The organism is Pseudomonas sp. COR18, from assembly GCF_048568395.1.
GTDB classification, from domain to species: Bacteria; Pseudomonadota; Gammaproteobacteria; order Pseudomonadales; family Pseudomonadaceae; genus Aquipseudomonas; species Aquipseudomonas fuscovaginae_B.
The window spans coordinates 605,676-631,237 of sequence record NZ_CP183808.1 but is presented as its reverse complement, the minus strand read 5'-3'; the positions used below and the strand labels follow the sequence as shown (position 1 = coordinate 631,237).

The window sequence follows — 25,562 nt, the reverse complement described above, 5'->3', positions numbered from 1 at the left end:
TCACTCCTCGCGCAGGGTCTGGATCATGTAGTTCACGCCCACGTCCGCGGCCAGCTTGTAGTGCTTGGTCAGTGGGTTGTAGGTCAGGCCGATGATGTCCTTGACCGCCAGGCCGGCCTGGCGGCTCCAGGCCCCCAGCTCGGATGGGCGGATGAACTTCTTGAAGTCGTGGGTGCCGCGCGGCAGCAGGCCCATGATGTATTCCGCACCGACGATGGCGAACAGGTAGGCCTTGGGGTTGCGGTTGATGGTGGAGAAGAACACCTGGCCGCCGGGTTTGACCATGCGGAAGCAGGCGCGGATCACCGACGACGGGTCGGGCACGTGCTCGAGCATCTCCAGGCAGGTGACCACGTCGAACTGCTCGGGCATTTCCTCGGCCAGGGCTTCGGCGGTGATCTGCCGGTATTCGACATCGACACCGGATTCCAGCTGGTGCAACTGGGCCACGGCCAGTGGCGCTTCGCCCATGTCGATGCCCATGACGGTGGCACCGCGCTGGGCCATGGCTTCGCTGAGGATACCGCCGCCGCAGCCGACGTCGAGGACCTTCTTGCCGGCCAGCCTGACCCGCTCGTCGATCCAGTTGACCCGCAGCGGGTTGATGTCGTGCAGCGGCTTGAATTCGCTCTCGCGGTCCCACCAACGGTGGGCCAGGGCTTCGAACTTGGCGATTTCGGCGTGGTCGACGTTGCTCATGGGGTTCTTCTCCAAAGCTTGAAAATCAGGGTGATCCCGGGCTGTTGGCGCCCGGGACGATAATTCAGCAGGCGTGTCCGCCGATGCGCTGGCCCCAGTCCCGGGCCGCGGCGATCAGTCGCTGTTCATCCAGGCGGGTCAGGCGCCGGTCGTCGAGCAGTTGCCTGCCGCCGACCCACAGGTGTTGCACGCAGTCGCGTCCGCCGGCGTAGATCAGCGTGGACACCGGCTCGTAAATCGGTTGCCGGGCCAGTCCGCCGAGGTCGAAGGCGACGAGGTCCGCGGCCTTGCCGACCTCCAGGCTACCGATTTCGTTGTCCAGGCCCAGGGCCCGTGCGCCGTTGAGGGTGGCCATGCGCAAGGCGCGATGGGCATCCAGGGCGCTGGCCGAACCGGCGACGGCCTTGGCCAGCAGGGCGGCGGTGCGGGTTTCCCCGAGCAGGTCGAGATCATTGTTGCTCGCCGCGCCATCGGTACCTATGGCCACGTTGACACCGGCCTGCCACAGGCGTTCGACCGGGCAGAAGCCGCTGGCCAGTTTCAGGTTCGATTCCGGACAGTGGATCACGCTGGTGTTGCTTTCTACCAGCAAAGCCAGGTCTTCATCGCTGATTTGGGTCATGTGCACGGCTTGCAGGCGCGGTCCCAGCAGGCCGAGCCGGGCCAGCCGGGCGAGGGGGCGCTCACCGTGCTGCTCGAGCGCCTGCTGGACCTCGAAGGCGGTTTCATGCACGTGCATGTGGATTGCCGCGTCGAGTTCTTCGGCGATCACGCGGATTTTTTCCAGGTTTTCGTCACCCACGGTATAAGGTGCATGTGGGCCGAAGGCTATCTTGATTCGGGGGTGGTGCTTGAGGTCGCCGAACAGCTCGATGGCCTGGCGCAGGGCTTCGTCGGTGCTGGCGGCCCCGGGGATCGGGAAATCGAGGATCGGCATGGCGATCTGTGCACGGATGCCGCTGTCATGCACGCACTCGCTGGCAACTTTCGGGTAGAAGTACATATCCGAAAAACAGCTGATCCCGCCCTTGATCTGTTCGGCGATAGCCAGGTCGGTGCCGTCGCGGACGAAGTCCTCGCTGACCCATTTGCCTTCGGCCGGCCAGATATGCTGCTCCAGCCAGGTCATCAGCGGCAGGTCATCGGCGAGGCCGCGGAACAGGGTCATGGCGGCATGCCCGTGGGCATTGATCAGGCCCGGAGCGAGCAGTGTCCCCGGCAGTTCGCGGACCTCTCCGGTCGCCAGCTTCAAGGCCTCGGCCCGCGGGCCGATAAACGCGATACGCCCGTCACGGATGCCCAGGCCGTGCTCCTTGAGGACCACGCCAGCCGGTTCGACAGGTACCAGCCAGGTGGGCAACAACAGCAGGTCGAGCGGGGCGGCGATGTTTGGCATCGGGGGCGGCTTCCAGGCTTCATGCATATATTGAGACAGCGAAGTATACCCGAGCGTCCAGGCGGGGTGATCGCTATAATCGACGGCTTTTGTTTCATCACTGCGGAGTGAGTCATGCGCGATCGGTTGTTGGCAGCGGAAAAGGTCAAGGCCATCGATTGGTGCCAGGGGACCTTGCGCCTGCTCGACCAGCGCATTCTGCCGTTCGAGCAGAACTGGCTGGATTGCGGCAGCGCCGTGGCGGTCGCCGAGGCGATTCGGCTGATGGCCGTGCGCGGCGCCCCGGCCATCGGCATCTGTGCGGCCTATGGCGTGGTGCTGGCGGCGCGGGCACGGCTTGCCGAAGGGGGCGACTGGACTGCGGCGCTGGAGGAGGATTTCGCCGTGCTGGCCGCTTCACGTCCGGCTGCGGACAGTTTGTCCTGGGCGCTGGGGCGCATGCGCGAGCGGCTGGGCCGGCTTCGCGAGGGCGTCGATCCGCTGGCGGCGCTGGAGGCCGAGGCGGTCGCCATCCACGACAGCGATCGCGAAGCCAACCTGACCATGGCGCAGTTGGGCGTCGAGCTGATTCGCAAGCATCAGGGCAATGCCCAGGCGATTCTTACCCATTGCAATACCGGGGCCCTGGCTACCGGTGGTTTCGGCACGGCGCTGGGGGTGATTCGCGGCGCCTTCGTCGAGGGCATGGTCGAGCGGGTCTATGTCGATGAAACCCGGCCCTGGCAGCAGGGTTCGCGCCTGACCGCCTGGGCGCTGGCCAGCGAAGGCATCCCGGTGACCGTGAGCGCCGATGCCGCCGCCGCCCAGGTCATGAAAACCAGGGGTGTGACCTGGGTCGTCATCAGTGCCGACCGCATTGCCGCCAATGGTGATGTGGCAAGCAGGATCGGTACTTACCAATTGGCCGTCTGCGCCATGCATCACGGCGTGCGCTTCATGGTGGTGGCCGCGAGTTCGACCATCGACCTGGCGTTGGCCAGTGGCGAGGAAATCGCCCCGCAGGAGCAGGGCGGCGATGAGTTGCTGGGGGCGGACGGGAAGCGCCTCGATGTCTCCATGGAGACCTTCAGTCCGGTCTTCGACGTGACCCCGGCGGATCTGATCGATGTCATTGTGACCGAGAAGGGTATCGTCGAGCGGCCGGACACCGCCAAGATCGCACAACTGATGTGCCGCAAGCGTCTGCACTGATCCGGTTTTTTTCCGGCCAACTGGCTTTTCCCGGCGATAAATGCCCGCATTTTGCTTCTAAGCCCCTCCGGATGCGCTCTCGGAGGGTTTCGTTGGTCGCCTGTCTGGTTCCTTGTGTATCCGGGGATAGGTGCGTGGCGGCGATTGTGATAACATCCGGCGGTTTCCAGGGTTGCCCGAACCGGCTGCCCTTACTGCGCAGATCCATGGCATAACTCGTTGATTTGTCGTAAGTCGCTGCCAGGCATCAGGTCGGCAGCGACAAGCTTCGTTCGTCCCATATGGATGTGACGAAGTTTCACCAGAAAAAGGAATCAGGCTTCTCATGGGCGAACTGGCCAAAGAAATCCTCCCGGTCAATATCGAAGACGAGCTGAAACAGTCCTACCTCGACTACGCGATGAGCGTGATCGTCGGACGGGCACTGCCCGATGCGCGTGATGGCTTGAAGCCCGTGCACCGGCGTGTGCTGTTCGCGATGAGCGAGCTGGGTAACGACTGGAACAAGCCGTACAAGAAATCTGCCCGTGTGGTCGGTGACGTGATCGGTAAGTATCACCCGCACGGTGATACCGCTGTATACGACACCATCGTTCGGATGGCGCAGCCATTCTCCCTGCGCTACCTGCTGGTCGACGGCCAGGGCAACTTCGGTTCCGTCGACGGCGACAACGCCGCGGCCATGCGATACACCGAAGTGCGCATGACCAAGCTGGCGCACGAGCTGCTGGCCGACCTGCACAAGGAAACCGTGGACTGGGTGCCCAACTATGACGGCACCGAGCAGATCCCGGCGGTCATGCCGACCCGTATCCCCAACCTGCTGGTCAACGGTTCCAGCGGTATCGCCGTGGGCATGGCGACCAACATCCCGCCGCACAACCTCGGCGAAGTGATCGACGGTTGCCTGGCGCTGATCGACAACCCCGATGTCACCGTCGACGAACTGATGCAGTACATCCCCGGTCCGGATTTCCCGACCGCGGGCATCATCAACGGCCGTGCCGGCATCATCGAGGCCTATCGCACCGGTCGCGGGCGCATCTACATGCGTGCCCGCTCGACCGTCGAGGATATCGACAAGGTCGGCGGTCGCCAGCAGATCGTCATCACCGAGCTGCCTTACCAGTTGAACAAGGCCCGTCTGATCGAGAAGATCGCCGAGCTGGTCAAGGAAAAGAAACTCGAAGGCATCACCGAGCTGCGCGACGAATCCGACAAGGAAGGTATGCGCGTGGTGATCGAGCTGCGCCGGGGCGAAGTGCCGGAGGTGGTGCTCAACAACCTCTACGCCCAGACCCAGTTGCAGAGCGTGTTCGGTATCAACATCGTGGCGCTGGTCGACGGCCGTCCGCGGATCCTCAACCTCAAGGACCTGCTGGAAGCCTTCGTTCGCCATCGTCGCGAAGTGGTGACCCGGCGTACCGTGTTCGAACTGCGCAAGGCGCGTGAGCGTGGCCATATCCTCGAAGGTCAGGCCGTGGCGCTGTCGAACATCGACCCCGTGATCGCCCTGATCAAGGCTTCGCCGACGCCGTCGGAAGCCAAGGAAGCGCTGGTCAGCACGCCCTGGGAGTCCAGCGCGGTGATGACCATGGTCGAGCGCGCTGGCGCCGATTCCTGCCGTCCGGAGAACCTCGATCCGCAATACGGCCTGCGTGACGGCAAGTACTACCTGTCGCCGGAGCAGGCCCAGGCTATCCTGGAGCTGCGCCTGCACCGCCTGACCGGCCTGGAGCACGAGAAGCTGCTGGCCGAGTACCAGGAGATCCTCAACCAGATCGGCGAGCTGATCCGCATCCTCAACAGCGCCGTGCGCCTGATGGAAGTGATCCGCGAAGAGCTGGAGGTGATCCGTGCCGAGTACGGCGACGCGCGTCGCACCGAGATTCTCGATGCCCGCCTCGACCTGACTCTCGGCGACATGATTCCTGAAGAAGAGCGCGTGGTGACCATCTCCCACAGCGGCTACGCCAAGACCCAGCCGCTGTCGGCCTATCAGGCCCAGCGTCGTGGCGGCAAGGGCAAGTCGGCGACCGGCGTCAAGGATGAGGACTACATCTCCCACCTGCTGGTTGCCAACAGCCATGCCACGCTCCTGCTGTTCTCCAGCAAGGGCAAGGTCTACTGGCTCAAGACCTACGAGATTCCCGAGGCGTCCCGCGCCGCCCGCGGTCGCCCGCTGGTCAACCTGTTGCCGCTGGATGAGGGTGAGTACATCACCACCATGCTGCAGATCGACCTGGAGGCTCTGCAGCAAAGCGCCGGTGCCGATGACGAACTGGACGATGCCGATGATTCGGTGATCGAGGGCGAAGTGATCGAGGCCGATGACGTTGCCGATGCCGCCGAAGAAGTCGACGGTGATACCGCCGAGCTGGTGGCCGAGCCGACCGGTGCCTATATCTTCATGGCCACCGCGTTCGGTACGGTCAAGAAAACCCCGCTGGCCCAGTTCAGCCGTCCGCGTACCAGCGGCCTGATCGCCCTGAAGCTGAAGGAGGGCGATACCCTGATCGCCGCCGCGATCACCGACGGTGCCAAGGAAGTCATGCTGTTCTCTGATGCTGGCAAGGTGATTCGCTTCGCCGAAAGCGGCGTCCGCGAGATGGGGCGTGGTGCCCGTGGTATCCGCGGCATGCGGATCGGCAAGGGGCAGAAGCTGATCTCCATGCTGATTCCGGAGTCGGGTGCGCAGATCCTGACCGCTTCCGAGCGTGGTTTCGGCAAGCGTACGCCGCTGAGCAAGTTCCCGCGTCGTGGTCGTGGCGGCCAGGGCGTGATCGCCATGGTCACCAAGGACCGCAATGGCCAGTTGATCGGTGCGATCCAGGTGCAGGAAGGTGAGGAGATCATGCTGATTTCCGACCAGGGCACCCTGGTTCGTACCCGTGTCGACGAAGTTTCCAGCCTGGGTCGTAACACCCAGGGCGTGACCCTGATCAAGCTGGCCAATGACGAAACGCTGGTCGGCCTGGAACGGGTCCAGGAGCCGTCGGAAGTCGAGGGCGAGGAGCTGGAGGTTGCGGCGGACGTCGAGGTTGATGGCGAAATGCCAATCGACGGCGTGGTCGGCGATTCGTCTTCGGACGAGGCGGCCGATGAAGTTGAACGGCAGGATTAATTAAACGCCTGCGCCTGACGTTGTAGCTACTGTAGGGCAACCCATCGTTGGACGGTGGGTCGTGATCGAACGCGGAGCGGTCGTTGTCGGACCGCTTTGTCGTGTCAGGAGTATCGAGATTCGCTGAAGCCGGCGAGTCGTTCCTGCAGGGTGCCGGGCAGGCCTGGCGGCATGTATATCTTCAAGCATAGCGAGAGTGGATGTGAGCAAACGAGCCTATAACTTCTGCGCAGGTCCTGCTGCGCTGCCTGAAGCTGTCCTGTTGCGTGCCCAGTCGGAGTTGCTGGACTGGCAAGGCAAGGGGCTGTCGGTCATGGAAATGAGCCATCGCAGCGATGAGTTCGTCTCCATCGCCGAGCGGGCCGAGCAGGATCTGCGCGATCTGCTGGATATCCCCTCGAACTACAAGGTGCTGTTCCTGCAGGGCGGCGCCAGCCAGCAGTTTGCCCAGGTTGCGTTGAACCTGCTGCCGGAAACCGGCAAGGCCGACTACATCGAGACCGGTATCTGGTCGAAGAAGGCCATCGAGGAGGCTTCGCGTTTCGGTAACGTCAATGTCGCCGCCAGCGCCAAGTCCTACGATTACTTCGCCATTCCTGGCCAGAACGAGTGGAAGCTGTCGAAAGACGCTGCCTATGTTCACTACGTCTCGAACGAGACCATCGGCGGCCTGGAGTTCGACTGGATTCCGGAAACCGGCGACGTGCCGCTGGTCACCGACATGTCTTCGAACATTCTCTCGCGTGCGGTGGACGTTTCCCGTTTCGGCATGATCTACGCCGGTGCGCAGAAGAACATCGGCCCGAGCGGTATCGTCGTCAATATCGTGCGTGAAGACCTGCTGGGTCGTGCCCGTTCGATCTGCCCGACCATGCTCGACTACAAGGTCGCGGCCGACAACGGCTCGATGTACAACACCCCGCCGACCCTGGCCTGGTACCTCTCGGGCCTGGTGTTCCAGTGGCTCAAGGAGCAGGGCGGTGTCGAGGCCATCGGCAGGCTCAACGATCTCAAGCAGCGCACGCTGTATGACTTCATCGACGCCAGCGGCCTGTACAGCAACCCGGTCAACAAGAGCAACCGCTCGTGGATGAACGTGCCGTTCCGTCTGGCCGACGATCGCCTGGACAAGCCGTTCCTCGCCGGTGCCGACGCTCGCGGCCTGCTGAACCTCAAGGGGCACCGTTCCGTGGGCGGCATGCGTGCCTCCATCTATAACGCCGTGGGCATCGATGCGGTCAACGCGCTGGTGGCGTACATGGCAGAGTTCGAGAAGGAACACGGCTGATGGCTGAACAGGAACTCAAGGCGCTGCGCCTGCGTATCGACAGTCTCGATGAGAAAATTCTCGAACTGATCAGCGAGCGTGCCCGCTGCGCCCAGGAAGTCGCACGGGTGAAGATGGGCTCGCTGGCCGAGGGCGAAGTGCCGGTTTTCTATCGTCCCGAGCGTGAGGCCCAGGTGCTCAAGCGCGTCATGGACCGCAACCAGGGGCCGCTGGGCAACGAGGAAATGGCGCGGTTGTTCCGCGAAATCATGTCCTCCTGCCTGGCCCTGGAGCAGCCGCTGAAAGTGGCCTATCTGGGCCCCGAGGGAACCTTCACCCAGGCGGCGGCGATGAAGCACTTCGGCCATGCGGTGATCAGCAAGCCGATGGCGGCGATCGACGAGGTGTTCCGCGAGGTTGCCGCCGGTGCGGTGAATTTCGGCGTGGTGCCGGTGGAGAACTCCACCGAGGGCGCAGTCAACCACACCCTCGACAGCTTCCTCGAGCACGACATGGTGATCTGCGGCGAAGTCGAGCTGCGCATTCACCATCACCTGCTGGTGGGTGAGAACACCAAGACCGACAGTATCAGTCGCATCTACTCCCACGCCCAGTCCCTGGCCCAGTGCCGCAAGTGGCTGGACGCCCATTACCCGAATGTCGAGCGCGTGGCGGTGTCGAGCAACGCCGAGGCGGCCAAGCGGGTCAAGGGCGAGTGGAACTCGGCGGCGATCGCCGGGGACATGGCGGCTGGCCTGTATGGTCTGACCCGCCTGGCCGAGAAGATCGAGGACCGTCCGGACAACTCCACGCGGTTCCTGATGATCGGCAACCAGGAGGTACCACCGACCGGCGACGACAAGACCTCGATCATCGTCTCCATGAGCAACAAGCCGGGTGCGCTGCACGAGCTGCTGGTGCCGTTCCACGACAATGGCATCGACCTGACGCGAATCGAAACCCGCCCTTCGCGCAGCGGCAAGTGGACCTATGTCTTCTTCATCGACTTCGTCGGCCATCACCGCGACCCGCTGGTCAAGGGTGTGCTGGAGAAGATCAGTCAGGAAGCGGTGGCGCTGAAGGTGCTGGGCTCCTACCCGAAAGCGGTTCTGTAAGGACGTTGAACATGAGTGGCGACTTCCTCGCCCTGGCGCAGCCGGGCGTGCAAAAACTTTCGCCTTACGTTCCGGGCAAGCCCGTGGATGAATTGGTGCGCGAGCTGGATATCGATCCGGCGAAGATCATCAAGCTGGCCAGTAACGAAAACCCGCTGGGCGCCAGTCCCAAGGCGCTGGCGGCGATTGCCGACGCGTTGGCCGAACTGACCCGCTACCCGGATGGCAATGGCTTCGAGTTGAAGCAGCGCCTGTCCGAGCTGTGCGGTGTGCAGGCCAGTCAGGTGACCCTGGGCAACGGTTCCAACGATATTCTCGAACTGGTCGCCCGGGCCTACCTGGCCCCGGGGTTGAACGCGGTGTTCAGTGAGCATGCCTTTGCGATCTACCCGATCGTGACCCAGGCTGTGTCTGCCGATGCCCGTGTGGCGCCGGCCAGGGATTTCGGCCACGACCTGCCGGCGATGCTGGCGGCGATCGATGAGAACACACGGGTGGTGTTCATCGCCAACCCGAACAACCCGACCGGGACCTGGTTCGGGCCGCAGGCGCTGGAAGCTTTCCTGGCCGCGGTTCCCGAGCGTGTGCTGGTGGTGCTGGACGAGGCCTATATCGAGTACGCCGCGGGTGATGATCTGCCCAATGGCCTGAACTACCTGGCGCGCCATCCGAACCTGCTGGTGTCCCGTACCTTCTCCAAGGCCTATGGCCTGGCGGCGCTGCGGGTCGGCTACGGGCTGTCGTCGCCGGCGGTGGCGGATATTCTCAATCGCGTGCGCCAGCCATTCAACGTCAACAGCCTGGCCCTGGTTGCCGCGCGTGCGGCCCTGGACGATGTCCAGTACGTCGCTCGCAGTCGCGAGTTGAACGAGGCGGGCATGCGGCAGCTGGAAGCCGGTTTCCGTGAGTTGGGCCTGGAGTGGATTCCTTCGCGGGCCAACTTCATCGCGGTCGACGTTGGTCGCGATGCCGGGCCGGTCTACCAGGATCTGTTGCGCGAAGGCGTGATCGTGCGCCCGATCGGGGGTTACGGGTTGCCGCGGCATCTGCGCGTCAGTATTGGCCTGGCCAGTGAAAACAGCCGTTTGCTCGAGGCTCTGGGCAAGGTTCTGGCCCGTGGTTGATGTCATGCCGATGCAATCTGTGAGCCCTATGATCGGCCGCCTGGTGGTGGTCGGTCTCGGGCTGATTGGTGGTTCCTTTGCCAAGGGGCTGCGTGAAAGCGGCCTGTGCCGGGAAGTGGTGGGGGTCGATCTGAATCCGCAGTCGCGCCGCCTGGCGGTGGAACTGGGGGTGGTCGATCGCTGCGAGGAAGACCTGGCGGCCGCTTGCCGCGGTGCCGATGTGATCCAGCTGGCAGTGCCGATCCTGGCCATGGAGAAGATGCTCGGCCTGTTGGCGGGCATGGACCTGGGTCAGGCTATTCTTACCGATGTGGGCAGTGCCAAGGGTAACGTGGTGCGTGCCGCTGGCGAGGCGTTTGGCGCCATGCCGACGCGGTTCGTGCCGGGTCACCCGATTGCCGGCTCCGAGCAGAGCGGGGTCGAGGCCTCCAATGCCAGGCTGTTCCGGCGGCACAAGGTGATCCTGACGCCGCTGGCCGAGACCGACGCGCAGGCGCTGGCGACGGTCGATGCGCTGTGGCGTGCGCTGGGGGCGGATGTGGAGCACATGGATGTCCAGCGGCACGATGAAGTGCTGGCGGCGACCAGTCATCTGCCGCACCTGCTGGCCTTCGGTCTGGTCGACTCCCTGGCCAAGCGCAACGAGAACCTGGAGATCTTCCGTTACGCCGCAGGCGGCTTCCGTGACTTCACGCGGATCGCCGGCAGCGACCCGGTCATGTGGCACGACATCTTCCTGGCCAACCGCGATGCGGTTCTGCGTGCACTGGATACCTTCCGCGGCGACCTGGACGTCCTGCGCGATGCCGTCGATGCAGGTGACGGGCATCAACTGCTGGATGTGTTCAAGCGGGCCCGGGCGGCGCGCGAACATTTCGGCAGGATCTTGGCCCGACGGGCCCGCAAGGACACAATGAACGTCAACGATGATCAGAAAGAGGCTCAGTCGTGAATATTCAAGCTCCAGTCATCGCCATCGACGGACCTAGCGGCTCGGGCAAGGGCACCATCGCCGGTTTGCTGGCCAAGCGTCTGGGCTGGTGTCTGCTGGACTCCGGCGCGCTCTACCGGTTGCTGGCCTTCGCGGCGCGTAATCATGGCGTCGACCTGACCAACGAGGAATCCCTCAAGTTGCTGGCCGCGCATCTCGATGTGCAGTTCATCGGTGCGACCGACGGTCAGCCGGAGCGCATCATCCTGGAAGGGGATGACGTCACCCAGGACATCCGCAACGAGTCGATCGGTGCCGGCGCTTCCCAGGTCGCTTCCCTGCCGGCGGTACGCGATGCGCTGCTGCAACGCCAGCGGGCATTTCGCGAGGCACCCGGCCTGGTGGCCGACGGCCGCGACATGGGCACCGTGGTGTTTCCCGATGCGCCATTGAAGATCTTCCTGACCGCCAGCTCCGAGGAACGTGCCCGTCGCCGTTACTTGCAGTTGAAGGCCAAGGGCGATGATGTTAGTCTGTCGAGTCTGCTGGATGAGATACGTGCACGCGATGAGCGTGACACCCAGCGCGCGGTGGCCCCGCTCAAGCCGGCGGCCGACGCGATACAGCTGGACTCCACGGAGTTGTCCATCGAGCAGGTGCTGGAACGCATCATGAGCGAGATCGCCATTCGCGATATCGCCGGGTGACCAAGAGGGGTGCAGGGGACCAGTCATAGTCCTGCATGGCCTCTTTCATATGAACGTAACCCACATCGTCTGGGGTGTGGCAGATGGGCGTATTCTTCGCCCTCATCAACAGGAATTAAAATGAGCGAAAGCTTTGCGGAACTCTTTGAAGAGAGCTTGAAGACCCTGAATCTTCAGGCTGGTTCGATCATCACCGGTGTTATCGTTGATATCGATTACCAAGCTCGTTGGGTAACTGTCCACGCTGGTCTGAAGTCTGAAGCTCTGATCCCGCTGGAACAGTTCTACACCGATGCTGGCGAACTGAACATCAACGTCGGTGACGAAGTTCACGTGGCGCTGGATTCGGTTGAAGATGGCTTTGGTGAAACCAAGCTGTCCCGTGAAAAAGCCAAGCGCGCTGAATGCTGGATCGTTCTGGAAGCAGCCTTCGCAGCCGAGGAAGTGGTCAAGGGCGTTATCAACGGTAAGGTTAAGGGCGGCTTCACTGTCGACGTTAACGGCATCCGTGCGTTCCTGCCAGGTTCCCTGGTTGACGTCCGTCCAGTGCGCGACACCACGCACCTGGAAGGCAAAGAGCTCGAGTTCAAGGTCATCAAGCTCGACCAGAAACGCAACAACGTTGTCGTTTCCCGCCGCAGCGTCCTGGAAGCCGAGAACTCCGCCGAGCGTGAAGCTCTGCTGGAATCCCTGCAGGAAGGCCAGCAGGTCAAGGGTATCGTCAAGAACCTCACCGATTACGGTGCATTCGTTGATCTGGGCGGCGTCGATGGCCTGCTGCACATCACCGACATGGCCTGGAAGCGCATCAAGCATCCATCGGAAATCGTCAACGTTGGCGACGAGATCGATGTCAAGGTTCTGAAGTACGATCGCGAGCGCAATCGTGTTTCCCTGGGCCTGAAGCAACTGGGCGAAGACCCATGGGTTGCCATCAAGGCTCGTTACCCAGAAAGCACCCGCGTGACCGCGCGTGTCACCAACCTGACCGACTACGGCTGCTTCGCTGAGCTGGAAGAAGGCGTTGAAGGTCTGGTGCACGTTTCGGAAATGGACTGGACCAACAAGAACATCCATCCTTCGAAAGTCGTACAAGTCGGCGACGAAGTGGAAGTCATGGTTCTGGACATCGACGAAGAGCGTCGTCGTATCTCCCTGGGCATCAAGCAGTGCAAGTCGAACCCATGGGAAGACTTCTCTGGCCAGTTCAACAAGGGCGACAAGATCTCCGGTACCATCAAGTCGATCACCGATTTCGGTATCTTCATCGGTCTGGACGGCGGTATCGACGGTCTGGTTCACCTGTCGGACATCTCCTGGAACGAAGTCGGCGAAGAAGCCGTACGTCGCTTCAAGAAGGGCGACGAGCTGGACACCGTCATCCTGTCGGTTGACCCAGAGCGTGAGCGCATCTCCCTGGGCATCAAGCAGCTGGAAAGCGATCCGTTCTCCGAGTACGTCTCGGTCAACGACAAGGGCGCTGTTGTCAAAGGCACCGTGAAAGAAGTTGACGCCAAAGGCGCCATCATCGTTCTGGCCGACGATATCGAAGCAACTCTGAAAGCCTCCGAAATCAGCCGTGACCGCGTTGAAGACGCGCGCAACGTCCTGAAAGAAGGCGAAGAAGTAGAAGCCAAGATCATCAGCGTTGATCGTAAGAGCCGCGTAATCCAGCTCTCGATCAAGTCGAAAGACGTTGAAGACGAGAAAGAAGCCATCCAGAGCCTGAAAGCCGCTCCGGAAGGTGAAGCAGCTGACACCACCATGGCTGCTCTGCTGCGTCAGGCAATGGCCAAACAGAACTGAGTTCTGTCTGACTGTTGAAAAAAAGGGCGACTTCGGTCGCCCTTTTTTGTGCCTGGGATTTGCCTGTATCCGGCGCGAAACAAAATCGGTCTTGCGACTGTCATATTTATAAGTGTAAAGATGTTGGTGTCTGAGGCAGTCGTTGTTTCGTTGTCAGTGGCTTTTCTCAGGGCGTTGCCTGGATAAGGATGTAAATGAGCAAGCTCATAGCGGTAATCGCCCTGGCGTTGCTCGCCGGGTGCACCACCAATACCAAGACTCACGTCAGGCATGGGGTGAGTGGTATCGAGATCGATTGCTCGGGGCTCGGCTCCGGCTGGGACAAGTGCTACAAGCGCGCTGCTCGCGAGTGCAAGGCTCAGGGCTACAAGGTCGTGACCAAATCCAGTGATGCAAAGGATGAGGAGGGCGACTATCTGTTCGGCTGGAACCCTGCGGGCTCCGTCACCCGCACCATGCTGGTCATCTGTAATTAACCGCTACGGGCCCTCTCGGACCTCGACGCATCTTGTATGCAGATAAGTCAATGGGTGGGCTGTTCAAAACCATCCAGCCGTGCTACAACCTTCGAAATGCTTTTCCTAGCTGCTTGAAAAAGAAGGGAAAAATATGACGAAGTCGGAGTTGATCGAACGAATTGTCACCCATCAGGGCCTGCTCTCGTCCAAGGATGTCGAGCTGGCCATCAAGACCATGCTTGAGCAGATGTCCCAGTGCCTGGCGACCGGAGATCGGATCGAAATTCGTGGGTTCGGTAGCTTTTCCCTGCATTATCGCGCACCAAGGGTAGGGCGTAACCCGAAGACCGGTCAATCGGTCAGCCTGGACGGCAAGTTCGTGCCGCATTTCAAGCCGGGCAAGGAGTTGCGTGATCGGGTGAACGAAGAAGAGGAGAGCGATCACTGATCAGCTTGCCAGGTTCAATGGCCTGTTGATTGTGGCGGTACGTATCACGACTGCTTGGTAGCGGTGTGTTCCTGGATCGCCTGAAGGTGTAGTTGGCAATATTCTCCGATCAGAATTGGAACTCAGGCCTCTCTGAGCTAGCGCTCTGATAGAGGTAGGAAGTTTCGCCATACTGACTTGCTCCATTGAGTTGTATATTGCTGGTTTTTCCTCCCGATACTGAACGGGCTGTTTTTCCTGGGCTGGTTGGCATCCTGTTTTGGGGAGTGCGACGGGCCGGAATGCCCATACCCCTCGCGTTTCGTCCCTGTCTTTTTGTCTTCCGCTTTTCCTGTTCATGATGGCAAGCATCGAGTTGTTGCGTAGAATGCGCCCTTGCTCCGAGTTCAGGCCTTGCATGCACCGCTTCTGAGGCTGCGATTGGCTGATGAAGCAAGCTTCTCTGCCGGGTGAACTGCACTCGGTTACCTCGATGCCATTGACTTTGCGTCAGGGCAGATCGCCTTCTGGGCGTAATTTCATGTTTCCTGCGTTTGTTTGGAACTTGTCGGGTCGAGTGGGCGGCGAGCTTTCCTGAATATCTTATTTTGAGTGTGTCCGGGATCTTGAGTCTGATGATGATTTTCTTGTGCTGTCTGATCGTTTTGACGGCGTCGCTGTTTTTGACAGGAGCGCTTCGCCGTTATGCATTGGCACGCAGCCTGATGGATGTTCCCAACGAGCGCAGTTCCCATTCCGTTGCGACTCCCCGCGGTGGTGGCGTGGCGATTGTCATCAGCTTCCTGGCGGTTTTGCCGATTCTGGCGCTGATGGGTATTCTGCCCTGGCCGACGGTCTGGGGATTTCTGGGGGGCGGCGGCGCCGTCGCTGTAGTCGGTTTTCTCGACGATCATGGGCATATCGCTGCGCGTTGGCGATTGCTGGCGCACTTTTCCAGTGCGGCATGGCTGCTTTTCTGGCTGGGTGGCCTGCCACCGCTGGAGATTTTTGGCGTCCAGGTCAGCCTGGGAGTGGCAGGCTCGATTCTGGCGGCGTTCTATCTGGTCTGGATGCTCAATCTCTACAACTTCATGGATGGCATTGACGGAATTGCCAGCGTCGAGGCGGTGACAGCCTGTCTGGGAGCCTGTCTGGTCCATATGCTCTGTGGCGAGACAGCCCTGGTCTGGCCGTCATTGCTGTTGGCCCTGGCTGTGTGTGGTTTTCTATACTGGAACTTTCCACCTGCCCGTATATTCATGGGTGATGCTGGCAGTGGTTTTCTGGGGCTGGTGCTTGGAGGGCTTTCCCTTCATGCCGCCTGGGTTAAACCCCAACTGCTCTGGGTCTGGCTGATTCTGTTGGGGGTCTTCGTGGTCGATGCCACGTTCACCCTGGTGCGACGCCTCTTGCGTGGGGACAAGGTCTACCAGGCTCATCGCAGCCATGCCTATCAGTATGCGTCACGGCAGTTGGGCAGCCATTTGCCGGTGACACTGGCAGTGGCAGCCATCAACGTTTGCTGGTTGCTGCCGATCGCCTTGTGCGTCGGGCTGTCGATACTCGACGGTATCACCGGGTTGCTGATCGCCTATGTGCCACTGGTCTTTCTGGCGTTCAGGTTTCATGCCGGTGAGCTGGAGAAAGCGGGCTGAGCCAAGGTTTTCCCAGGTTGTGGCTCAATGTATTGATGGCGGTATGTGCTGCTTTTTCGGATATAGGCTTTAGAGGGATTATGGATAAGATTCGAGCCTTTTTGCTGGGTCTCCCGCGTCGGCAAAAGCGCATTCTTCAGGTGATTGCCGACATCTTCCTGGTCTGGCTGGCCCTGTGGATGTCGTTCGTCGTCAGGCTGGGGCTGGACGATGTGATCAACCCGCTCGCTCAACACCGCTGGTTGTTTCTCTCCGCTCCCGTTGTGTCCATTCCATTGTTCATAAAGTTCGGCCTGTATCGTGCCGTGATGCGCTATTTCGGCAATGATGCGCTGATCGCCATCGTCAAGGCCGTGAGCCTGTCCGCGTTGATCCTCGGGGTTGTGGTCTACCTCTACAGCAATCACCAGACGCTGGTTCCCCGTTCCATCATGTTCAACTACTGGTGGCTGAGCCTGATCATGATCGGTGGCCTGCGTTTGGCCATGCGCCAGTATTTCCTTGGCGACTGGTTCGGTACCACCCAGCACATGCCGTTTGCCAACCGTGACAACGGTTTGACGAAGGTGGCGGTGTATGGCGCCGGGGCCGCCGGCAACCAGCTGGTTGCGGCCTTGCGGATGGGGCGGGCCATGCAGCCTGTCGCTTTCATCGATGATGACAACAGTATTGCCGACCGCAGTATCTCGGGTTTGAAGGTCTACAAGCCCAAGCATATCCAGCAGATGATCGACGCCACCGGGGCTCAGGAAATCCTCCTGGCGATTCCTTCTTCTTCGCGTGCCAGGCGTCGGGAGATTCTCGCTCTTCTCGAGGGCTTTCCGTTGCACGTGCGCAGCGTGCCCGGCTTCATGGACCTGGCCAGCGGGCGGGTCAAGGTCGATGACATCCAGGAAGTCGACATCGCCGACCTGCTCGGGCGTGATGCCGTGCCTGCCCAGGCCGAGCTGCTCGAACATTGCATCAGGGGGCGTTCGGTGCTGGTGACAGGGGCTGGCGGTTCCATCGGCTCGGAACTCTGCCGGCAGATCCTGGCCCTGCGCCCGACGACGCTGCTGCTGTTCGAGCACAGCGAGTTCAATCTCTACAGCATTCTGTCCGAGCTCGAGCGCCGGGTGGATCGTGAGTCGCTGTCCGTGCGCCTGCTGCCGATCCTCGGTTCGGTGCGCAACCAGGACAAGCTGCTGTCGGTGATGAAGACCTGGCATGTCGAAACGGTCTATCACGCCGCAGCCTACAAGCATGTACCAATGGTCGAGCACAACATCGCCGAAGGCGTACTGAACAACGTGATTGGCACGCTCAACACCGCCCAGGCGGCATTGCAGGCGGGGGTGGCCAACTTCGTGCTGATTTCCACCGACAAGGCGGTGCGCCCGACCAACGTCATGGGCAGCACCAAGCGACTGGCCGAGCTGACCTTGCAGGCTCTCAGTCGCGAACAGGCGCCAGTGCTCTTCGGTGACTCGGGCAACGTATCGCGGGTCAACAAGACCCGTTTCACCATGGTCCGCTTCGGCAACGTGCTGGGGTCGTCGGGCTCGGTGATCCCGCTGTTCCACAAGCAGATCAAGGCGGGTGGCCCGCTGACGGTGACGCATCCGAAGATCACCCGCTACTTCATGACCATCCCCGAGGCCGCGCAACTGGTGATCCAGGCCGGCTCCATGGGGCAGGGCGGCGACGTCTTCGTACTCGACATGGGCGAGCCGGTCCGAATCGTCGAGTTGGCCGAGAAGATGATTCATCTTTCCGGCTTGAGCATCCGCTCCGACAAGAACCCCCATGGCGATATCGCCATCGAGTTCTCCGGTCTGCGTCCGGGAGAAAAGCTTTACGAAGAGTTGCTGATTGGCGACAACGTGGCGGCGACCCCCCATCCGATGATCATGACTGCCCATGAAGACATGCTGCCCTGGGATGTGCTCAAGTTGCGCCTGGCCGAACTGCTCGCGGCCGTGGAAAACGATGATTACGCACGGGTCCGGCAATTGCTGCGGGAAACGGTCAGTGGTTATGCGCCGGATGGCGAGATCGTCGACTGGATCTACCAGCAGCGCCGCATGGAGCCCTGAGCTACACACCCGGTAACGGCCTGGCTTTTGACAGGCTCCGGGCATCACCTAGGTTTGAAAGGCAGCTTCGGAAAAGCTGCTTTTCCCCTACGATGCCATGGAGTGACATTTATGCGTACAGGCGTTCTTCCTTCCCTGCTGTTAACCCTTCTGCTCGGCGCCAGCGGTGCCGTCAATGCCGCACCGGCGGCTCAGCAGCAAACCCCGGTGCCCAGCCAGGCCGCGCCTGCGGCCAAGGTCGGCAAGGTCAATCTCAACACCGCCGATGCCGAAACCATCCAGCGCGAGCTGTCCGGTATCGGCGAAGCCAAGGCCCAGGCCATCGTTGCCCATCGGGAGGCGAACGGACCGTTCTCTTCGGTGGATGAATTGCTTGAGGTGAAAGGCATCGGCAAGGCGATTCTCGACAGGAATCGCGACCAGCTGGATATCAATTGACGTTGTTTGACTGAGGCTGGAGGCTGGTCGAAAGACCGGTCTCCTGTAGCGATGGGGAGCTTGCAGCCCTATTCGACCTGATCCTTCAGGTGCGCCTTGGTCACTTCCAGGATCTTCTTCGCCAGCTCCGGATCTTCGGCACTGCGCGACATCACCAGTGCGCCCACCAGGGTCGCCAGCATGACGATACTTTGCTCTTCGGCATCCGGCCCCGAGCCCAGTGCGGTTTCCACCTGCTTGAGGCGCGATTCGATCACCGTATCGGTGGTTGGGCTGGGTTCGCCACGCTGGCCCAGCTCCGAGCACATGGTCGGAATCGGGCAGCCGTGTTCGGGGGTGGTCAGGTGCCACTCGGAGAGGTAGCTGTCGATGAACGACTGCAGGGGCTTGTCCTGGCTGAACAGCATGTCGCAATGTACGTCCAGTTCCGCCGCCGCTTCCTGCAAGGCCTTTTCGACCAGTTCATCCTTGGACTTGAAGTGCGCGTAGAAGCCGCCATGGGTCAGCCCCAGGGCTTTCATCAGCGGCTGCAGGCCGGTGGCACCGATGCCGTCGCGGCGAAAACGGGCCGCCGCTTCCTTGATGATGCGCTCGTGGGTCTGGGCTTTATGGTCTTGCGAATAGCGCATGGCGGAGCCTCCAAATCTGCAGTCAATGATAACTGCGACTTGGAGGTGAATTGCCATACTTTTTTGTTGAAGTGTTCAATATTGTTCAAGCAGCGGCTGTCAGCGGTTCTGCGCGTCCTTGGCATCCGCCTCGGCGTTGCGTTGCTGGACGCGTCGGCGCTGTTCGTCCGTCAGTTCCACCTTGTTGGCGGTGTCACGCAGCATCATCAGGCCGCCAACGATGGAGCCGACTGCCACCACGATGATCAACCAGGCATACCAGGGCATAGGGTTCTCCTCGATGGGCCGCTCCGGCACGAACGGTTCGTGCGCGATGGCGGCCCTTGCCACTTTGAGTGAAGCGCTTTCTCAGTGGTTCAATTGTAAACCCGTCAGGCCCCGATGATGCTCACAGTCCGGTCAGCATCGCATCTGCCGGGGCAGCAGCGCGCAGTTGGCCGGTGAGTAGGAAGTAAAGGAAACCGGCGGCCATGAAAGCGACGAAGATCAGGCCGATCAGGGCATTGAACCAGGCCATGGCAATCAGGCAGATCACCGCCAGGACCAGCGCGATGGCGGGCACGAACGGATAGCCTGGCGCGCGGAAGGTGCGTTCCAGTGCCGGCTCGGTCCGACGCAGGCGGAACAGGCTGAGCATGCTCATGATGTACATGACGATGGCGCCGAACACCGCCATGGTGATCATCGCCGCAGTCAGGGTCAGGCCGCCCAGGTTGATCAGGCCGTCGCTGTAGATGGCGGCGATGCCGACCAGGCCGCCGGCGATAATGGCACGGTGCGGGGTCTGGAAGCGCGACAGTTTCGCCAGCGACGCCGGCAGGTAGCCGGCGCGGGCCAGGGCGAAGAACTGCCGCGAGTAGCCGAGAATGATTCCGTGGAAGCTCGCCACCAGGCCGAACAGGCCGATCCAGACCAGCATGTGCAGCCAGCCCGAGCTGTCGCCGACCACGGCTTTCATTGCCTGGGGCAACGGGTCGTTGATGTTCGACAGGGTGCGCCAGTCGCCGACGCCGCCGGCGAAGAACATCACGCCCATGGCCAGCAATACCAGGGTCAGGATGCCGCTGATGTAGGCCTTGGGAATGGTCCGTTTCGGATCCTTGGCTTCCTCGGCGGCCATGGCCGCGCCTTCGATCGCCAGGAAGAACCAGATGGCGAAGGGGATGGCGGCGAAGATCCCGGCAATCGCCGGGGCACCGAAGCTGTCCGCACCGGCCCAGCCGTTGAGGACGAAATGGCTGAAGCTGAAAGCCGGGGCGACCACACCCATGAACACCAGCAGTTCAGCCACCGCGAGGATGCAAACCACCAGCTCGAAGGTGGCGGCCAGCTGGACGCCGAGAATGTTCAGGCCCATGAACACGATATAGGCGCCGACGGCGGCATGCCGGGGATCGAGCGCCGGGAACTGCACGTTCAGGTAGGCACCGATGGCCAGGGCGATGGCCGGTGGCGCGAAGACGAACTCGATCAGGGTCGCGAGGCCGGCGATCAGCCCGCCTTTCTCGCCGAACGCCCGTCGGCTGTAGGCAAATGGCCCGCCGGCATGGGGAATGGCGGTGGTCAGCTCGGTGAAGCTGAAAATGAAGCAGGTGTACATCGCCGCGACCATCAGCGAGGTCACCAGGAAGCCGAGCGTGCCGGCCACGCCCCAGCCATAGCTCCAGCCGAAGTATTCGCCGGAAATCACCAGGCCTACCGCGATGCCCCATAGATGCAGCGTGCCCAGCGTGGGTTTGAGTCGAGTGTTCATGTGTTTCTCCCTGAACCGTTTGGATACTGCTCGGATCAGGTGATTGCAGCCGGCGTGCCAGTGACGCAAGGTGTGTCGCAAAGCCGGAAAGGCTGTCGTATCGAGGATATTTCGCCGAGGTTGCCCCGGATTTCGACTTTAATTGGTGCAAGTGCGGGCGTTTATGGCGCGTGTTAGGCACATTTGCCGATCACCGGGTCCCGATCGTCCCCGCGTTCCGCTACAATGCGCGCCGATTTCGACTTGCCTGAGAGCCCTCCATGTCCGCCTGCCAGACTCCCATCATCGTCGCCCTGGATTACCCCACCCGTGACGCCGCCCTGAAACTGGCCGATCAGCTGGACCCGAAACTGTGCCGGGTCAAGGTCGGCAAGGAACTGTTCACCAGTTGCGCCTCGGAGATTGTCGGCACCCTGCGCGACAAGGGTTTCGAGGTGTTCCTGGACCTCAAGTTCCACGATATTCCCAACACCACCGCCATGGCGGTCAAGGCTGCGGCGGAGATGGGCGTGTGGATGGTCAACGTACACTGCTCCGGCGGCCTGCGCATGATGGCGGCTTGCCGTGAGGTACTGGAGCAGCGCAGCGGGCCCAAGCCACTGCTGATCGGCGTGACCGTGCTGACCAGCATGGAGCGTGAAGACCTGGCCGGTATCGGCCTGGACGTCGAGCCACAGGTGCAGGTATTGCGCCTGGCAGCCCTGGCCGAGAAGGCCGGGCTGGATGGCCTGGTGTGCTCGGCGCTGGAAGCCAGCGCGCTGAAGAGCGCGCATCCCGGCCTGCAACTGGTGACGCCGGGGATTCGTCCGGCTGGCAGTGCGCTGGACGACCAGCGTCGCATCCTGACGCCGCGTGAGGCACTGGAGGCCGGTTCCGACTACCTGGTGATCGGCCGGCCGATCAGCAAGGCAGCCGATCCTGCGCAGGCGCTGGCTGCGGTGGTCGCCGAGCTGGCCTGATCAGCACAGCCCCCGCGTTTCTGTAGAAGCCGGCGCATCGCCGGCTTCTACAGGCAAGGTGCTCTGCGCCTTGGCGGGCAGGCTCAGGACACCTTCAGCACCAGCTTGCCGAAGTTCTCCCCGCTGAACAGCTTCGCCAGCGTCTCGGGGAAGGTTTCCAGCCCCTCGACGATATCTTCCTTGCTCTTGAGCTGCCCCTTGGCCATCCAGCCGGCCATCTCCTGCCCGGCGGCGGCGAACTGCGCGGCGTAGTCCATCACCACGAACCCCTCCATACGCGCGCGATTGACCAGCAGCGCCAGGTAGTTGGCCGGGCCCTTCACCGCTTCCTTGTTGTTGTACTGGCTGATCGCACCGCAGATCACCACACGGGCCTTGAGGTTCAGACGGGTCAGCACGGCATCGAGGATGTCGCCGCCGACGTTGTCGAAATACACGTCGACGCCCTTGGGGCATTCGCGTTTCAGCCCGGCGCCGACATCCTCGCTCTTGTAGTCGATGGTGCCGTCGAAGCCCAGTTCGTCGACCAGGAAGCGGCACTTCTCGGCTCCTCCGGCAATCCCGACCACCCGGCAGCCCTTGAGCTTGGCGATCTGCCCGGCAATGCTGCCCACCGCCCCGGCGGCACCGGAGATCACCACGGTTTCACCGGCTTTCGGCGCACCGACATCCAGCAGCGCGAAGTAGGCGGTCATCCCGGTCATGCCCAGTGCCGACAGGTAGCGCGGCAGCGGTGCCAGTTTCGGATCGACCTTGTAGAAACCGCGTGGCTCGCCAAGGAAGTAGTCCTGCACCCCCAGGGCGCCGTTGACGTAGTCGCCGACCGCGAAGCCCGGATGATTCGAGGCGATCACCTGGCCGACGCCCAGTGCCCGCATCACTTCGCCCAGGCCCACCGGCGGGATGTAGGACTTGCCTTCGTTCATCCAGCCGCGCATGGCCGGGTCGAGGGACAGGTATTCGTTCCTGACCAGGATCTGGTTGGCGCCCGGCTCACCCACTGGGACTTCCTGGTAGGTAAAGGTCTCGCGGGTCGCGGCCCCGACCGGACGTTTGGCCAGCAGGAATTGGCGATTGTTCTGGGTGGTCATGGCAGGTACTCGATGAGGTCAATGAAGCCTTGTAGATAGACCCTGAGCGCCGCCAGGGCAAGTTTTGCCGGTCGGGCGAATAGGGGGCGATCCACTGCGTTGATAGTGATACGCGGGCGTTTATCACCACAACTTATCACTCCGGTGCATGAAGCGCTAACCGGCCTCCTGATAGTGCTGCCCCGTGATGCCGGCCTCTGGCTAGACTCAGCCCGAACGATCTCTCACGCACTCTGCGAGGACAAGAACCATGAGCATGACGTTTTCCGGCCAGGTGGCCCTGGTGACCGGCGCGGCCGCCGGAATCGGCCGGGCGACCGCCCAGGCTTTCGCAGCCGAAGGGTTGAAGGTGGTGGTGTCCGACCTCGACGTGGCGGGTGGCGAAGGCACCGTCGAGTCGATTCGGGCCGCGGGTGGCGAGGCGGTTTTCGTACGCTGTGACGTCACCCGGGAAGCCGAGGTGCAGAAGCTGATGGAGCAGGCGGTCGCCGCCTACGGCCGGGTCGACTACGCCTTCAACAATGCCGGGATCGAGATCGAGAAGGGCAAGCTGGCCGATGGCACCCTGGACGAGTTCGACGCGATCATGGGCGTCAACGTCAAGGGCGTCTGGCTGTGCATGAAGTACCAGTTGCCGCTGATGCAGGCCCAGGGCGGTGGCGCCATCGTCAACACGGCGTCGGTGGCCGGCCTGGGGGCCGCACCGAAGATGAGCATCTATGCCGCGTCCAAGCATGCGGTGATCGGCCTGACCAAGTCGGCGGCGATCGAATATGCCAAACGGGGCATCCGGGTGAACGCCGTGTGCCCGGCGGTGATCGACACCGACATGTTCCGCCGGGCCTACGAGGCCGACCCGAAGAAAGCCGAGTTCGCCGCGGCCATGCATCCGGTGGGGCGGATCGGCAAGGTCGAGGAGATCGCCAGTGCGGTGCTTTACCTGTGCAGTGACGGTGCGGCATTCACCACCGGTCACTCCCTGGCGGTGGACGGCGGCGCCACGGCCATTTGACCGGTTGCATCGTTCGTCGATGGCTGTAGTTCCAGAGTAAAAATAACCCGCACATGCGGGTTTTTTTATGTCCGTCGATGTTGCGCGTGCCGTCGGAGCATTCGCTCATTCATGCAGGGAGGATGCTGCAGGCCACGATTGGCGTGACTTGCCGCGAGGCCTGGAGAGGCTTTTTGTGCAAGCGGCGGTGGTGGCTTTGTATGGTTAACTGTTTAACGGGAAATAACCGTGCGTTGGAGCGTCACATACAATGGATCTGGAAATCGATCGGCAGGCCCTGGTGCCTGTCGTGCAGCAAATCGTCAACGCCATCGTCGAATGGATCCGCCGGAGCAGGGCCTGTCCGGGCACCCGCCTGCCATCGGTGCGACAGTTGGCCAAGGAAAACTCCCTCAGCCAGGCCAATGTCAGCGAGGCCTACGAACGCCTGGTGACCCAGGGAGTACTGGCGTCACGCAACGGCTCGGTGTTCATCGTCGCGGAAATGCCTGGCGCGTCCCGGGCTTCCAGCGAGCCGGAGTGGTACGAGGGGCTGGAGGCCAAGTGGGGGACCTTCAGCGAGCATCCTCTGGGCGAGTTGAAACTTGGGTGTGGCTGGATCCCCCAGGGCTGGCGCGAGAGCGACGACATCGGCTATGCCGTGCGCGAGGTCAGTCGTACGCAGATGCAGGGCCTGTTCCACTACAGCACGCCGCTGGGGCTGCCGGCCTTGCGCCAGCAACTGCACAAGCGGCTGACCCAGAAGGGCATCCATTCGGTGGACGGCGAGGTACTGACTACCCTGGGAGTCACCCAGGGCCTCGACCTGCTGGTGCGCACGCTGCTCAAACCGGGTGACTGCGTCATGGTGGAAACGCCGGGCTATGGCAATCTCTACCGACTACTGACGCTGCAGGGCATCGAACTGCTGGAAGTGCCACGCACCCGTTCGGGGCCCGATATCGACGTGTTGCGGGCATTGCTGCGCACGCACCGGCCCAAGTGCCTGTTCATCAACAGCCTTTGCCACAACCCCACGGGCAGCAGCCTGACCCTGCCGGTCGCCACGCAACTGTTGCAACTGGCCCAGGAGGAGGACTTCCTGATCGTCGAGGATGGCGTCTGCAGCGACCTGCAGGGTGGGCCGGGGGTGCAACTGGCGGCGCTGGATGGCGAACAGCGGGTCATCTACCTCGGTGGTTTCTCCAAGACCCTGAGCAGTTCGTTGAAGGTCGGCTTCATCCGCGCCCATTCCGGGCTCATCCAGCGCCTGGCCGAAGTGAAGATGATCACCAGCCTGGGCGCTTCGCGGTTCACCGAGTGCGTCGTTGCCACGTTGCTGGCCAATGGCGCCTATCGCAAACTGGTCCAGCGTCTGCGCCAGCGCCTGGGCACGGAAATGGCCGCGACCCTGGACGTGCTCGAGGAAAGCGGCTGGGAAGTGTTCAGCGAACCCTCCGCCGGCATGTTCGTCTGGGCCCGCAGCCGACGCTACAACCCGGCGCAGGTCCAGGCCGGTGCCCGCCAGCTCGGGGTGTTGCTCGCCCAGGACTCGGCCTTCACACCGCGGGCGACTTCTGCCGGCTGGTTGCGGATCAACGTGGCGTATGCGATGGATTGCCGGGCGCGGAAATTCTTCCGGTTGCTGGGTGATACCGGATCGACCTCGACGATTCTGAAAACGACGCAGATGTAGCTTTTGGCCATTATTCCGGCGCCAAAGGCT

General features: G+C 62.0%; 21 protein-coding genes and 1 pseudogene. 16 read left to right on the top strand and 6 right to left on the bottom strand.

The genetic code is table 11. From position 1 onward, the window contains the following. Both ubiG and ACM62G_RS02815 read right to left on the bottom strand, forming a co-directional pair. A complete protein-coding gene (gene ubiG / locus ACM62G_RS02820) occupies positions 1–699 on the bottom strand; it encodes a bifunctional 2-polyprenyl-6-hydroxyphenol methylase/3-demethylubiquinol 3-O-methyltransferase UbiG (protein ID WP_054060540.1) in 699 nt (232 codons plus the stop codon). A 64-nt stretch (positions 700–763) separates the two neighbouring features. After that, positions 764–2,095, bottom strand: coding sequence for a TRZ/ATZ family hydrolase (locus ACM62G_RS02815; RefSeq protein ID WP_273824136.1), 1,332 nt, complete (start codon positions 2,093–2,095; stop codon positions 764–766). 114 nt (positions 2,096–2,209) lie between these two features. On the opposite strand from ACM62G_RS02815, the gene mtnA reads away from it, so the two are divergent. From mtnA to ACM62G_RS02750, 13 genes and pseudogenes are all read left to right on the top strand, one after another. Further along, positions 2,210–3,286: an S-methyl-5-thioribose-1-phosphate isomerase gene (gene mtnA, locus ACM62G_RS02810; protein ID WP_419736652.1), complete on the top strand. Its 1,077-nt coding sequence runs from the start codon at positions 2,210–2,212 to the stop codon at positions 3,284–3,286. Between the two features lie 325 nt (positions 3,287–3,611). Further along, complete coding sequence (gene gyrA, locus ACM62G_RS02805; protein WP_054056885.1) at positions 3,612–6,410, top strand: DNA gyrase subunit A; 2,799 nt, start codon at positions 3,612–3,614, stop codon at positions 6,408–6,410. 202 nt (positions 6,411–6,612) lie between these two features. Continuing rightward, entirely contained in the window at positions 6,613–7,698 is a 1,086-nt protein-coding gene (gene serC, locus ACM62G_RS02800; protein WP_054056887.1) for a 3-phosphoserine/phosphohydroxythreonine transaminase, read from the top strand. Further along, positions 7,698–8,792 carry a prephenate dehydratase gene (gene pheA, locus ACM62G_RS02795; RefSeq protein ID WP_186677285.1) on the top strand — a complete coding sequence of 365 codons (1,095 nt, stop codon included), beginning with the start codon at positions 7,698–7,700 and terminating at the stop codon, positions 8,790–8,792. Before serC ends, pheA begins: the two co-directional genes overlap by 1 nt. Before the next feature lie 11 nt (positions 8,793–8,803). After that, the gene (gene hisC, locus ACM62G_RS02790; RefSeq protein ID WP_419736651.1) at positions 8,804–9,916 is read left to right on the top strand and encodes a histidinol-phosphate transaminase; all 1,113 of its coding nucleotides are present in this window, start codon (positions 8,804–8,806) and stop codon (positions 9,914–9,916) included. A gap of 10 nt (positions 9,917–9,926) precedes the next feature. Continuing rightward, a pseudogene (locus ACM62G_RS02785) lies at positions 9,927–10,844 on the top strand (prephenate dehydrogenase/arogenate dehydrogenase family protein); the annotation flags it as partial. A 20-nt stretch (positions 10,845–10,864) separates the two neighbouring features. After that, the gene (cmk, locus tag ACM62G_RS02780) at positions 10,865–11,554 is read left to right on the top strand and encodes a (d)CMP kinase (protein ID WP_017906411.1); all 690 of its coding nucleotides are present in this window, start codon (positions 10,865–10,867) and stop codon (positions 11,552–11,554) included. A gap of 120 nt (positions 11,555–11,674) precedes the next feature. Continuing rightward, positions 11,675–13,360, top strand: a complete 1,686-nt coding sequence (gene rpsA, locus ACM62G_RS02775; RefSeq protein ID WP_010449734.1) for a 30S ribosomal protein S1 — start codon at positions 11,675–11,677, stop codon at positions 13,358–13,360. Positions 13,361–13,554: 194 nt separating this feature from the next. Continuing rightward, a complete protein-coding gene (locus tag ACM62G_RS02770) occupies positions 13,555–13,836 on the top strand; it encodes a hypothetical protein (RefSeq protein WP_054056882.1) in 282 nt (93 codons plus the stop codon). A gap of 133 nt (positions 13,837–13,969) precedes the next feature. Next, a complete protein-coding gene (gene ihfB, locus ACM62G_RS02765) occupies positions 13,970–14,266 on the top strand; it encodes an integration host factor subunit beta (protein ID WP_054056881.1) in 297 nt (98 codons plus the stop codon). A gap of 614 nt (positions 14,267–14,880) precedes the next feature. Beyond that, positions 14,881–15,900, top strand: coding sequence for an MraY family glycosyltransferase (locus ACM62G_RS02760; protein WP_419736650.1), 1,020 nt, complete (start codon positions 14,881–14,883; stop codon positions 15,898–15,900). Positions 15,901–15,980: 80 nt separating this feature from the next. Continuing rightward, positions 15,981–17,975: a polysaccharide biosynthesis protein gene (locus tag ACM62G_RS02755; RefSeq protein WP_054063913.1), complete on the top strand. Its 1,995-nt coding sequence runs from the start codon at positions 15,981–15,983 to the stop codon at positions 17,973–17,975. Between the two features lie 111 nt (positions 17,976–18,086). Next, positions 18,087–18,413 carry a ComEA family DNA-binding protein gene (locus ACM62G_RS02750; protein WP_054056878.1) on the top strand — a complete coding sequence of 109 codons (327 nt, stop codon included), beginning with the start codon at positions 18,087–18,089 and terminating at the stop codon, positions 18,411–18,413. 68 nt (positions 18,414–18,481) lie between these two features. Here ACM62G_RS02750 and ACM62G_RS02745 read toward each other — a convergent pair whose 3' ends face one another. The 3 genes from ACM62G_RS02745 to eat form a co-directional block, all read right to left on the bottom strand. Beyond that, positions 18,482–19,042: a TetR/AcrR family transcriptional regulator gene (locus tag ACM62G_RS02745; protein WP_017906749.1), complete on the bottom strand. Its 561-nt coding sequence runs from the start codon at positions 19,040–19,042 to the stop codon at positions 18,482–18,484. 99 nt (positions 19,043–19,141) lie between these two features. Then, positions 19,142–19,309, bottom strand: a complete 168-nt coding sequence (locus ACM62G_RS02740) for a DUF2897 family protein (RefSeq protein ID WP_081005883.1) — start codon at positions 19,307–19,309, stop codon at positions 19,142–19,144. A 121-nt stretch (positions 19,310–19,430) separates the two neighbouring features. After that, positions 19,431–20,795, bottom strand: a complete 1,365-nt coding sequence (gene eat / locus ACM62G_RS02735; RefSeq protein WP_054056877.1) for an ethanolamine permease — start codon at positions 20,793–20,795, stop codon at positions 19,431–19,433. Positions 20,796–21,055: 260 nt separating this feature from the next. Here eat and pyrF point away from each other — a divergent pair, with 260 nt between their 5' ends. Beyond that, positions 21,056–21,754: an orotidine-5'-phosphate decarboxylase gene (gene pyrF, locus ACM62G_RS02730; RefSeq protein ID WP_054063910.1), complete on the top strand. Its 699-nt coding sequence runs from the start codon at positions 21,056–21,058 to the stop codon at positions 21,752–21,754. Between the two features lie 83 nt (positions 21,755–21,837). Here pyrF and ACM62G_RS02725 read toward each other — a convergent pair whose 3' ends face one another. Beyond that, entirely contained in the window at positions 21,838–22,845 is a 1,008-nt protein-coding gene (locus ACM62G_RS02725; protein WP_054056875.1) for an NADP-dependent oxidoreductase, read from the bottom strand. A 250-nt stretch (positions 22,846–23,095) separates the two neighbouring features. Between ACM62G_RS02725 and ACM62G_RS02720 the strand changes: the two genes are divergently transcribed. Next, positions 23,096–23,857, top strand: coding sequence for an SDR family oxidoreductase (locus tag ACM62G_RS02720; protein ID WP_419736649.1), 762 nt, complete (start codon positions 23,096–23,098; stop codon positions 23,855–23,857). A gap of 250 nt (positions 23,858–24,107) precedes the next feature. Next, positions 24,108–25,532, top strand: a complete 1,425-nt coding sequence (locus tag ACM62G_RS02715; RefSeq protein WP_273824130.1) for a PLP-dependent aminotransferase family protein — start codon at positions 24,108–24,110, stop codon at positions 25,530–25,532. Positions 25,533–25,562 lie beyond the last annotated feature (30 nt).

What these genes read in the sequence shown, in the direction of transcription:
- ACM62G_RS02815 (WP_273824136.1), bottom strand. Translation starts at nt 2,095, where the DNA reads ATGCCAAACATCGCCGCCCCGCTCGACCTGCTGTTGTTGCCCACCTGG.
- ACM62G_RS02720 (WP_419736649.1), top strand. Translation starts at nt 23,096, where the DNA reads ATGAGCATGACGTTTTCCGGCCAGGTGGCCCTGGTGACCGGCGCGGCC.
- ACM62G_RS02725 (WP_054056875.1), bottom strand. Translation starts at nt 22,845, where the DNA reads ATGACCACCCAGAACAATCGCCAATTCCTGCTGGCCAAACGTCCGGTC.
- ACM62G_RS02715 (WP_273824130.1), top strand. Translation starts at nt 24,108, where the DNA reads ATGGATCTGGAAATCGATCGGCAGGCCCTGGTGCCTGTCGTGCAGCAA.
- pheA (WP_186677285.1), top strand. Translation starts at nt 7,698, where the DNA reads ATGGCTGAACAGGAACTCAAGGCGCTGCGCCTGCGTATCGACAGTCTC.
- ihfB (WP_054056881.1), top strand. Translation starts at nt 13,970, where the DNA reads ATGACGAAGTCGGAGTTGATCGAACGAATTGTCACCCATCAGGGCCTG.
- eat (WP_054056877.1), bottom strand. Translation starts at nt 20,795, where the DNA reads ATGAACACTCGACTCAAACCCACGCTGGGCACGCTGCATCTATGGGGC.
- pyrF (WP_054063910.1), top strand. Translation starts at nt 21,056, where the DNA reads ATGTCCGCCTGCCAGACTCCCATCATCGTCGCCCTGGATTACCCCACC.
- gyrA (WP_054056885.1), top strand. Translation starts at nt 3,612, where the DNA reads ATGGGCGAACTGGCCAAAGAAATCCTCCCGGTCAATATCGAAGACGAG.
- ACM62G_RS02745 (WP_017906749.1), bottom strand. Translation starts at nt 19,042, where the DNA reads ATGCGCTATTCGCAAGACCATAAAGCCCAGACCCACGAGCGCATCATC.
- ACM62G_RS02750 (WP_054056878.1), top strand. Translation starts at nt 18,087, where the DNA reads ATGCGTACAGGCGTTCTTCCTTCCCTGCTGTTAACCCTTCTGCTCGGC.
- ACM62G_RS02755 (WP_054063913.1), top strand. Translation starts at nt 15,981, where the DNA reads ATGGATAAGATTCGAGCCTTTTTGCTGGGTCTCCCGCGTCGGCAAAAG.
- ACM62G_RS02760 (WP_419736650.1), top strand. Translation starts at nt 14,881, where the DNA reads ATGATGATTTTCTTGTGCTGTCTGATCGTTTTGACGGCGTCGCTGTTT.
- ACM62G_RS02770 (WP_054056882.1), top strand. Translation starts at nt 13,555, where the DNA reads ATGAGCAAGCTCATAGCGGTAATCGCCCTGGCGTTGCTCGCCGGGTGC.
- mtnA (WP_419736652.1), top strand. Translation starts at nt 2,210, where the DNA reads ATGCGCGATCGGTTGTTGGCAGCGGAAAAGGTCAAGGCCATCGATTGG.
- ubiG (WP_054060540.1), bottom strand. Translation starts at nt 699, where the DNA reads ATGAGCAACGTCGACCACGCCGAAATCGCCAAGTTCGAAGCCCTGGCC.
- ACM62G_RS02740 (WP_081005883.1), bottom strand. Translation starts at nt 19,309, where the DNA reads ATGCCCTGGTATGCCTGGTTGATCATCGTGGTGGCAGTCGGCTCCATC.
- hisC (WP_419736651.1), top strand. Translation starts at nt 8,804, where the DNA reads ATGAGTGGCGACTTCCTCGCCCTGGCGCAGCCGGGCGTGCAAAAACTT.
- rpsA (WP_010449734.1), top strand. Translation starts at nt 11,675, where the DNA reads ATGAGCGAAAGCTTTGCGGAACTCTTTGAAGAGAGCTTGAAGACCCTG.